The 10,208-nt window shown below is 70.8% G+C and carries 8 protein-coding genes; 7 read left to right on the top strand and 1 reads right to left on the bottom strand.

The features are described from left to right. Window positions 1-78: 78 nt before the first annotated feature. Entirely contained in the window at window positions 79-1,698 is a 1,620-nt protein-coding gene (locus tag JAO81_RS16940; RefSeq protein ID WP_199548691.1) for an MFS transporter, read from the bottom strand. A 129-nt stretch (window positions 1,699-1,827) separates the two neighbouring features. On the opposite strand from JAO81_RS16940, the gene JAO81_RS16935 reads away from it, so the two are divergent. From JAO81_RS16935 to JAO81_RS16905, 7 genes are all read left to right on the top strand, one after another. Next, on the top strand, window positions 1,828-2,469 hold the full coding sequence (locus JAO81_RS16935; RefSeq protein ID WP_199548690.1) for a TetR family transcriptional regulator: 642 nt from the start codon (window positions 1,828-1,830) through the stop codon (window positions 2,467-2,469). Between the two features lie 157 nt (window positions 2,470-2,626). Then, a complete protein-coding gene (locus JAO81_RS16930; RefSeq protein WP_199548689.1) occupies window positions 2,627-3,817 on the top strand; it encodes an alpha/beta hydrolase in 1,191 nt (396 codons plus the stop codon). Window positions 3,818-4,054: 237 nt separating this feature from the next. Beyond that, on the top strand, window positions 4,055-4,912 hold the full coding sequence (locus JAO81_RS16925) for a DUF4429 domain-containing protein (protein WP_199548688.1): 858 nt from the start codon (window positions 4,055-4,057) through the stop codon (window positions 4,910-4,912). Window positions 4,913-5,088: 176 nt separating this feature from the next. Continuing rightward, complete coding sequence (locus tag JAO81_RS16920; protein WP_199548687.1) at window positions 5,089-6,597, top strand: sensor histidine kinase; 1,509 nt, start codon at window positions 5,089-5,091, stop codon at window positions 6,595-6,597. Window positions 6,598-6,647: 50 nt separating this feature from the next. After that, window positions 6,648-7,331, top strand: a complete 684-nt coding sequence (locus JAO81_RS16915; protein ID WP_199548686.1) for a response regulator transcription factor — start codon at window positions 6,648-6,650, stop codon at window positions 7,329-7,331. Between the two features lie 201 nt (window positions 7,332-7,532). Beyond that, on the top strand, window positions 7,533-8,663 hold the full coding sequence (locus JAO81_RS16910; protein WP_199548685.1) for an alpha/beta hydrolase: 1,131 nt from the start codon (window positions 7,533-7,535) through the stop codon (window positions 8,661-8,663). A 52-nt stretch (window positions 8,664-8,715) separates the two neighbouring features. Then, a complete protein-coding gene (locus JAO81_RS16905; RefSeq protein WP_233415482.1) occupies window positions 8,716-10,080 on the top strand; it encodes an acyltransferase in 1,365 nt (454 codons plus the stop codon). Window positions 10,081-10,208: the final 128 nt, after the last annotated feature.

Genomic DNA, 10,208 nt, shown 5'->3' with positions numbered 1-10,208 from the left:
TTGGCCCCCGCCTTGCCGGGCGACCCGGCGGGGATTTCGGCAGCTGCTTCGCGTGCGGAACGTCAGAACGTCAGAACGTCAGATGTGACCGACTCCCGCGCCTGCCTCGGCGTTGGCACCGCGCTTGGTCAGCAGAGCGACCAGGATCGCGAAGGCGGCGACACCGGCCGCGGTGAGGCTGGCCAGGCTCATGCCGGACATGAAGGTGTCGTGCGCCACGTCGGTGATCTTCGCGGCGATCTCCGGCGGGGTGTTCGGCGGCACGGGCGCCGCACCCGACTGCACGGCCTCGGCGGCCTGGCCCAGCTGCGCCTCGGGGATCGGCGGGAGGCCCGCGTCGGCCCAGTTGCCGGCCAGGCTGCTGTCGACCTTCGAGGCCATGATCGCGCCGAGTACGGCGGTGCCGAGGCTGCCGCCGATCTGCATCGCGGCCTGCTGCAGACCGCCCGCGACACCGGAGAGCTCCATCGGGGCGTTGCCCACGATGACCTCGGTGGCGCCCACCATCACCGGCGCGAGGCCGAGGCCGAGCAGGGCGAACCAGATCGACATGGTGAGGCTGGAGGTGTCGGTCTCGAGCGTGGACATGCCGTACATGGCGAGCGCCGTCACCGCCATACCGCCGGCCAGCGGGATGCGCGGTCCGACCTTGGTGATCATGGCGCCCGCCAGCGGGGAGCCGACGATCATCATGCCGGTGAGCGGGAGCAGATGCAGACCGCTGTCCACGGGGCTCATGCCGTGCACGTTCTGCAGATAGAAGGTGACGAAGAACAGGCCGCCCATGAAGGCGATGGCCATCAGGACCATGAGGACCACACCGGCGGACAGCGGCACCGAACGGAACAGCTGCAGCGGTACGAGCGGCTCCTTGGCCCGCGTCTGCCAGAAGGCGAAGAGCGCGAACGCCACGAGGGAGCCACCGATCCAGGCCCAGGTGCTGGTCGAACCCCAGCCCCACTCAGGCGCCTTGATGACGGCCCACACCAGGGAGAACATCGCGACGGACAGCAGCGCGATGCCCAGGACGTCGAACGAGCGCGGCGCGTTCTTTGCCCGGTGGTCCTTCAGGATCACCACACCGAGCACCACGGCGATGATGCCCACCGGCACGTTGATGAAGAAGACCGACTGCCAGCTGACGTGCTCGACGAGCACGCCGCCGAGGATCGGGCCGCCCGCGGTGGAGGCACCGATGACCATGCCCCAGATGCCGATGGCCATGTTGAGCTTCTCGGCCGGGAAGGTCGCGCGCAGCAGGCCGAGCGCGGCCGGCATGAGCAGCGCGCCGAACAGGCCCTGAAGGACACGGAAGGCGACGACGAAACCGACGCTGTTGGAGAAGCCGATCGCACCGGATGCCACGGCGAAGCCGACGACGCCTATGAGGAAGGTCTGCCGGTGGCCGAACCGGTCACCGAGCTTGCCCGCGGTGATCAGCGTGACCGCGAGGGCGAGGAAGTAGCCGTTGGTGATCCATTGGATCTGCTGCCAGGTGGCACCCAGATCCGACTTGATCACGGGGTTGGCGATCGCGACGATCGTGCCGTCGAGGGCGACCATCATCACGCCGATGGCCACGGCGAACAGGGTCAGCCAAGGGTGGCCGCGCAGCCCCTTGGCCGTGGTCGGTTCGGAGGTACTCGCCGGGGAATCGGGGGCCTTGTCGGCCTTGTCGACGGTGGTCTGACTAGTCATGGGGAAAAGGCTAGTGACAGTCGCTGACAGTTGACAATGTCAGCCACTAGTCGGTAACTGTCACGTTGCTCACAGGTAATGTGACCCCGGACGCGGGGTCCGGCAAACAGGAGGAAAGAGGGCCGTGGAGTGACAGCGCGTGGAGTGGCTCCAGGGCTGCGCGAGCGCAAGAAGCAGCGCACGCGGGACGCGCTGGTGCGCGCCGCGATCGAGCTCTTCACGACCCAGGGGTACGAGCGCACGACCGTCGACGAGATCGTCGCCGCCGTCGACGTCTCGCAGCGCACCTTCTTCCGCTACTTCGCCGGCAAGGAACAAGTGGTCTTCGCCGTACAGGAGATGGTCGAGGCCCGTTTCGTCGAGTCGCTGCGCGGCCGGCCGCCCGAGGAGCCGCCGTTCGAGGCGCTGCGGCGCGCGGTGCTCGACGCCTGGGACTCGATCGGCGAGTCCATCGAGGAGTTCGTACCGGTGGAGATGTACATGCGGGCGTTCCGCATGATCGAGTCGACGCCCGCGCTGCTCGCCGTGCAGATGCGGCGGACGGCCGAGACCGAGGAGGAGATCGTGCGGATCGTCGCCGCACGGGAGGGCCTCGATCCCGAAGAGGATCCCCGGCCCTGGGTGGCGGTCGCGGCGTTCAGCGGGGTGATGCAGTTGGCGGGGCGGCGCTGGGGAGCCGGGGAGGAGATCAGCGTGGAGTCGATGCGACGGCTCACGGCTTCTCTGCTCGAACGGCTGGAGCCCTCGCTGGCCGGGGACTGGCGGCGGTAACCGCACCCGTTTCCGTACACGAAACGGAACGGATGCTTACGTTCCGTGAGCGAAGAAGCCGCAGAGTGCCCGCTTTGGCCCGATCATCCGATACGTAACGTGATCCGCGCCACGGTCCGTGCGGCGGGCCGTCCGGGTCTCCTAGGGTGGCCGGATCGTGACTTCTTTCGACTCCACGCCCTCGCTGAACATCTGGCGCGCCCTCCTTGCCGTTGCCGTTGTCTTCGTCATGCTGACGGCCACCGGCTGGACCGCGGTCCGCAGCAAGGGCGGGTCGACACCGCTCGAAGCCGCGCTCGCCGCCTGGAACCGCGGTGGCATCGACGGCCGGGATCTGCCCGATCCGCAGGCGCCGGCCACACGGATCTCGCGCTTCTTCGCCACTTTGAGCGACGCACAGCAGGATCGCCTCGCCGAGCGCTACTCCTTGGTCGTCGGCAACCTCAACGGCGCACCGGTGACTCTGCGTTACGCGGCGAACCGTCACTCCCTGCACAAGGCCGTCAAGGCCGAAAGGGAGCGGATGAACGACACCCGCCTGTCCGATACGGGCAGACGCGACGCGGGACGCCGTATGCACCGCTTCGAATCCTTTCTGAAGCCCGGCCGCGACCTCCTGGCCTTCGACCCGTCCGGCCGCGGGCGGGTGGCCGAAGTGCTCGGCAATCTCGAGAAGGCCGAGCGGGTGTCGGTCGTCGTGCCCGGCGTGGACACGGACCTGCTCACGTTCCAGAAGACCTTCGGACGGTATTCGGCGACGTCCGGCATGTCCCGCGCGCTGTACCGCACCCAGCGCGCCGAGGACCCGGACACCCGTACCGCCGTGATCGCCTGGGCCGACTACACGGCGCCCGGCGGGGTGGGCATGGACGCCTTCACGGTCCGGCGCGCCGAGGACGGGGCGCTGCGGCTCAACGCCATGCTCCGCTCACTGCCCGGCCAGGCGCCGACCGCTCTGTACTGCCACAGTTACGGCTCGGTCGTCTGCGGGCTCGCCGCGCGTGAACTGCCGCCCCGCGTCCGGGACATCGCGGTCGCGGGCAGCCCCGGGATGCGCGCCGAGACCGCCGCCGACCTGGGAACTTCCGCGCGGGTGTGGGCGATGCGCGACGAAGACGACTGGATCGCGGACGTCCCGCATCTGGAGGTCGGCAGTTTCGGCCACGGGGTGGATCCGGTGTCGGCCGGGTTCGGGGCGCGGGTGCTTTCGGCCAAGGACTCGGTCGGGCACACCGGTTACTTCGAGCCGGGTACGGAGAGCCTGCGTAATTTCGCGCGGATCGGTGTCGGCCGTCTGGACGAGGTCAGCTGCGCGGATGACGGGGATGCGTGCCGGGCTCACGTGTGAGGCCGGGCGGACAGGGCAGGGTCCGACCGACGGGAACGGACGGCACCCCGCGGCGGAGCGCCGCGGTCCGGGGACGGAGCGTCGCCGTCCGCGGGCGGAGCGTCCCGTTCCGGGGTGCGGAGAGCAAGAGCTGCGGTCCCGGGCCTGGCCGACGCGCGTAGAAGACCGCCGGGGCGGGAAGACGCCGGAACGTATCGAGGGGGGACGTACAGGCGCATGCCGCATACGATGAGCCGCATGGGTGACGTACTGGCCGGATTTCATGCCGCCTGGGAGTTCGACACGGACTCCGTGCTCATCCGCTTCGAACGGGGGATCAGGTCACCGAAGCTGTTCCATGCGCTCGGTGAACGCCGCATCCCCCACGAGGCGTTGGCGGATGTGACCTTGGCCCCGGGGAAGAGGGGCACGGTGGTGCTGCACGCCGTACCGAGAGCCGGCGCCGATCCGCTGATGGAAGCGGCGGCCGGGCAGCTCAAGGACGGGTGCGATCCGTACCGCCTGGTGCTGCCGGCCGAGCGCGAGACGCTCGCCGAGTACTACCGCGACGAGCTGCGCGCCGTCCTGCCGTCCTCCGAGGGGCCCGCCGACCGCTTCATGGTGGGTGCGCCTCAGGGGCCGCTGCACTTCAAGGCGTACGACGGAAAGGCCTCGTTCGACGGGAAGGCGGTGAGCTTCCGCTGGTTCTGGACGGGGGCCTCGTCGGCGAAGTGGAAGGCGGGCGACCAGACCTTCCCCGTGTCCGATCTCAGCGGTGTCGAGTGGCGTTCGCCGGAGATCTTCGACGGATACATGCGGCTGATCCGCCGGCCCGGCACGGTCGTCCAGCCCGCGCAGGCCGATCAGGATCCGGCCGCGGTGGTCTTCGGGCTCGGGTACGGACCGGTGCATGAATCGCTGCCGTTCGCGGCCGCGGTGCTCGCGACCGTGCGGGCGCGGGGTGCGGCGGCCATCGAGGACGCGCGGCCCGCGGGGCGGCGGGATCCTGCCGACATCGCGGAGCGGATCCGGCATCTCGGGGAGCTGCACGGGGCGGGGCTGCTGACGGATGAGGAGTTCTCCGCCAAGAAGGCGGAGTTGCTGGCGGAGCTTTGAGCCGGCGGAGCCTTGGACCGGCGGAGCCTTGAGGGGTACGGGGTGTCAGTCGGACCCGAGGTCCTGGCGGCGCCCCAGGTGGCGCTGTGGCCGGAGGTAATACCGGGGTATGAGGTCAGGTCCGGCTCTGCGGTATGACGCGAGCGGCATGGCTTCCTGCCTACGCTGATCAGGCCATGAATGACGCGCAGCAGTCCTCGACCGACGAGACCACCAACCAGCCCGGACGCCGGGCGGGACGGTGGCTGCCACGCCTGCCCTGGAGGCGGACGGCGGGCGAGCACTCGGCTTCAGGCGCGGCGCCCGATCCGGGCCCGGCCCGCGTGGACAAGCCGGCGGACAGTCCCTGGCCCGCGGTGCGGGACGGGCTGCGGGAGTTCGGCATCGCGCTGACCACCCCCGCGGCCGCCGGACGCGCTCCCCTCGCCCAGGCGCAGAAGGGCTGGGTCCGGGCCACTCCGTATGTCGTGGTGTTCGCCTTCGTCGCCGCTCTGCTGCCCACCACCGTCACGGTGCTCATCCAGGACTACGGGATGAACGGCGGCATGGCGGGCGCTCTCGCCGTCGCCCAGACCTTGCCGCTGCTGCTCGCCCTGACCCGCCCCCTGCACGCATGGTGGGTGATCTTCCCCGCCGATGTGATCGGCGGCCTGGCGCTGTACGCGGGCAAACATGTCGACGGGCGGTCCTGGCCGTGGACTCCCATGATCATCGTCGGTTATGTGCTCCTGATGGTGCTGCTCGGTCTGCGCGAGAGCCGCCGGACCCTGATCGCGATCTTCCTGGTCACCGCGGCGGCCGGGGTGTTCTTCGAGCAGCTCTCGCAGACCTACAGCGACGGCTCCTGGGTCCTGATGCTGGTCCTCGCCGGGGTCACTCTGGTCGTGACGTACGCCCTGCGGCTGCGCGGTGAGGCCCAGGCAAAGCTGGCCGAGCAGGAGACCATCAGCGAGGCGGAACGGGCGCAGCGCACCCTGCTCGAGGAACGGGCGCGGATCGCCCGGGAGCTGCACGACGTCGTGGCCCACCACATGTCGGTGATCACCGTGCAGGCGGACACGGCCAAGTACCGGCTCCCCGGGCTTTCGCCCGAGGTGGAGAAGGAGTTCGGTGAGATCGCCGCCGCCGCGCGCGAGTCGCTCACCGAGATGCGCCGGCTGCTCAAGGTGCTGCGCAATGAGGAGGCACAGGCCGAGCGCACCCCGCAGCCCAGTCTGAACCGGCTGCACCAGTTGGCCGAGGCCACCCGCCGGGCCGGCGTCCAGGTGGCCATGACGCCCGCCGAGGCTCGTCTGCAGGAGCTGGTCACCGGGGTTCCGCCGGCCGTGGACCTCTCGGCGTACCGCATCGTGCAGGAGGCCCTGTCGAATGTGATCCGGCATGCGCCGGGCGCCCTCGCGCGCGTCGAACTCGATGTCCACCAGCACGAGTTGATCCTGTCCATCGTCAACGGGCCCGCGCGGAAGCCGCGTTCGGCCCTGGAGACCTCGGGCACCGGGCATGGTCTGGTCGGGATGCGTGAGCGCGTACGGTTGACCGGTGGCTCTCTCGAGGCGGGCCCCGCCGCCGGCGGCGGTTTCCGTGTCGAGGCCCGGATCCCTCTGCACGAGCACGACGGGGAGCCGCCCGCGGAGGGCGCCTCCCGGCCCGCGCAGGACACCCCGCAGTCCGAACAGGACACCTAGGGACTGATCCACAAGACAGTCCCCGGCTGCCCGAGAAAGGCACTCCTCCTGTGATCATCCGCGTACTCATCGTCGACGACCAGGCCATGGTGCGGGCGGGCTTCGCCGCGCTCCTGGCCGCGCAGAGCGATATCGATGTGGTCGGGCAGGCGGAGGACGGCAAACAGGGGGTCGAGCTCGGCCGCTCCACGCATCCCGATGTAGTGCTCATGGATGTGCGGATGCCTGAGATGGACGGTCTCGAGGCGGCCAGGCGGCTGCTCGATCCGCCGCCCGGCGTGATCCACCGTCCCAAGGTCCTGATGCTGACCACGTTCGATGTGGACGACTATGTCTACGAGGCGCTGCGCGCCGGGGCGTCCGGCTTTCTCCTCAAGGACGCACCGCCGGACGATCTGATCTCGGCGGTACGGATCGTCGCGGCCGGAGAGGCGCTGCTCGCGCCCTCCGTCACCCGCCGGCTCATCGCGGACTTCGTGAAACAGCGGCCGGCGCAGCGCAAGGATCCCGCCCTCAAGTTGAACGGTCTGACGCCGCGCGAGGCCGAGGTGCTCGAGCTGATCGCGCGCGGGATGTCCAACCAGGAGATCGCCGGGCATCTGGTCCTCGCCGAGCAGACCGTGAAGACCCATATCGGCCGGGTCCTGTCCAAGCTGGATCTCCGCGACCGGGCGCAGTTGGTGATCTTCGCGTACGAGGCCGGCGTCGTCGTTCCCGCCAGGGGCGACGAATAGGAGCTCCTGGAAACCCCGGGATACCTGACACACAAGAACGCTCCCCCATCGGCACGCCCCTGACAGGCTCCCCCACTAGACCCCCTAGTACTGGGGTATCAGCCGCGGTTTGGCTCCGCAGTGTGACGCCCGGGCACCCACCGTCTTCCTACCTTCCCTCCGTCAGCAACACGACGGACGGATGCGAAGGGGAGACCGGTCATGCGGCTTCAGGCTTGGAAGGCACGCGGCAAGAGGACTCTGGTCGCGGCCGCTCTCAGCGGGATGCTCGTCGCGGGCACCGCCGGCTGGGCCGCGGGCAACCAGCAGACCCCGGTGACCGGCCCCGTCCCGGGCGTCAGCTCCTGGCGCGCCGACCGCGCGCTCGGTCAGCAGCTGCCCGACCCGGCGACGGCGAAGCCGGCCGAAGTGGCCGCGTTCTTCCGCTCGTTGAGCACCGCACAGCAGCAGGGGCTGCTCGACCGGCACCCGCTCGTGGTCGGCAATCTCGACGGTGCGCCGGTGGAGCTGCGGTACGAGGCCAACGCCCGTGCCCTGCAGGAGGAGAGCGCCAAGCAGCTGCGGCGCGCCCAGGACCGGACGCTGCCCTCCCGTGACCGCGAGGCGGCCCGTGACCGCGCCGACCGCTATGACGCGCTCCGGGCGGACGGCCGGCAGATCATCGTCTTCGACCCGCGGGAGCGCGGCCAGGTCGCCGAGGTGTACGGCGACTTGCGCGGCGCCGCGCATGTGTCGGTGATCGTGCCGGGCTCCGACATCGACCTGAACAGCTTCGACCGCGAGAAGGACCCGTACGGCACACCGACCGGGATGGGCCGTTCGCTGTACGCGGCCACCGGGCACCGCAGCGCGGTGATCGCCTGGGCCGGGTACACCACGCCGGTCGGGATCGGCCCGGACGCCGCCACCGGTCGGCTCGCCGAGGCGGGTGCGCCGCGCCTGGCCCGCTTCGTGCAGGGGCTCGACGCCGCGGGCACACCCGACCCGGTGCTCTTCTGCCACAGCTACGGCTCGGTGGTCTGCGGCGAGGCGGCCCCGGAGCTGCCCGCCGCCGATCTGGTCGTGGCCGGTTCGCCCGGGATGCACGCGGACGACGTGGCGGATCTCCACACGAAGGCGCGGGTCTGGGCGGCCAAGGCCCAGGGCGACTGGATCGACGACGTACCGAACGTAGAGCTGTTCGGCCTCGGCCACGGTGCCGATCCGGCCGACCCGGACTTCGGCGCCCGCACCGTGCCGACCGCCCGAGTCGACGGCCACACGGGCTACTTCGAGCCCGGCACGGACTCCCTGCGCGCGTTCGCTCGCATCGCCCTCGGCGAACAGCTCTGAGCCCGTCGCGGCTCCGACACCCCGTACTTCTCGACCACTTGAGGACACCGCCATGACCAGCACCGCACTCGCCCCACGACCAGTCGACCCGGAGTCCCGGTCAGGGTCAGGATCCGGCTCGCGGCCGGGCTCAAGGTCCGGCCCCGGATCCGGCTCGCGGCCGGGCTCAAGGTCCGGCTCCCGTCCGGCCAAGGCGCTCGGTGCCCTGCGCAAGACCGCCACGAGCATCGACGCCCGTACGCCGGAGCATCGCGACCGTGCGATCGACGGGCTGCGCGCCCTCGCGCTGCTCGCGGTGCCGATCGGGCACTGGCTGCTCGGCGGCTTCCGCGTCGACGGCGAGGGCGCGCTGCGCAACGCGAGCCCGCTGTCCGCCTTCGAGTTCTTCGCGCCCATGAGCTGGGTGCTGCAGATGCTCGGGATCTTCTTCCTGGTCGGCGGATACGCCTCGGTGCTCTCGTACCGCCGCTCCCTGGCGCGCGGGGAGTCCTCCGGGCGCTGGCTGCGCGGACGGGTGGCCCGGCTCGGGCGCCCTGTGCTCGGGGTGACCGCGGTGTGGGCGGCGCTGATCCCGGTGCTCTACGCACTGGGCGTGCCCGGCACGACCCTGCACACCGGGGCGACGCTGGTGATCCAGCCCTTGTGGTTCGTCGGGGTGTACACCGTGATCACGGCGCTCACACCGTTCTGCGTAAGGGCCGCCGAGCGCCTCGGCGCCTGGGCCGCGGCACCACTGCTCGCCTCGGTCGCCGTCGTGGACTTCCTGCGCTACGGACCGTTCGCCGAGTCCATGCCGTCCTGGCTGAGCATGCTGAACATCCTGCCCGGCTGGATGTTCGCCTACCAACTGGGCGTCAGCTGGGGTGAGAAGAAGATCGGCAGGCGGGGCGCGTGGCTGCTCCTCGTCGGCGGTACAGCGCTGTTCGCGGCGCTGCTCCTCGCCTTCCACTACCCGGCGTCGATGGTCGGCGTGCCGGGTGAGGCCCGCACCAACTCGCACCCGCCGTCCCTGCTGGTGCTCGCGCTGGCCGCCGCGCAGAGCGGCGCCGCGATCCTGCTGCGCGACCGCCTCGGCAAGCTGCTTCGGCGGCCCGCGCTGTGGGCCCCCGTCGTGATCATCAACCTGTCGGCGATGACGATCCTGTGCTGGCACCAGACGGCGATGTTCGGTGCGGCGACGCTCGGTTCGTTCCTCGGCCCGATCGGCGGTCTGACCACGGCGCCGGACACGCTCGGCTGGATCGCGGCGAGGATCGCGTGGCTGCCGGTGTTCGCGGCGCTCCTGGTCCTGATCGGCCGCTGGGCGCGGCGCTTCGAGGCGCCGTGGCAGGCGGGCTCGCGTGCGGCGAACGTACGGCGTGCGGTGGCCGGTCTGCTCGCGGCCTCCTTCGCGGTCTTCGCCCTCGGCCTCGCGTGAGGGCGGCCTCCGGAGCCGGTGTCTGCGGCGGGCCGGTCTGATGGCGGCCCGGGGCGGTGCCCGTGCGCCACCAAGTGTGAGGTGTCTGGCCCCCGCGCCCCGCGCCCCGCCCCCTCCGCGGGGCGCGC

It is taken from the genome of Streptomyces sp. N35 (assembly GCF_016464295.1).
GTDB lineage: Bacteria > Actinomycetota > Actinomycetes > Streptomycetales > Streptomycetaceae > Streptomyces.
The sequence above is the reverse complement of the archived record's forward strand: the minus strand, read 5'-3'. Positions and strand labels throughout refer to the sequence as shown.

Bases quoted from the DNA above. Each gene is read 5' to 3' on its own strand.
- JAO81_RS16940 (WP_199548691.1), bottom strand. From the start codon at position 1,698: ATGACTAGTCAGACCACCGTCGACAAGGCCGACAAGGCCCCCGATTCC.
- JAO81_RS16925 (WP_199548688.1), top strand. From the start codon at position 4,055: ATGGGTGACGTACTGGCCGGATTTCATGCCGCCTGGGAGTTCGACACG.
- JAO81_RS16920 (WP_199548687.1), top strand. From the start codon at position 5,089: ATGAATGACGCGCAGCAGTCCTCGACCGACGAGACCACCAACCAGCCC.
- JAO81_RS16910 (WP_199548685.1), top strand. From the start codon at position 7,533: ATGCGGCTTCAGGCTTGGAAGGCACGCGGCAAGAGGACTCTGGTCGCG.
- JAO81_RS16905 (WP_233415482.1), top strand. From the start codon at position 8,716: ATGACCAGCACCGCACTCGCCCCACGACCAGTCGACCCGGAGTCCCGG.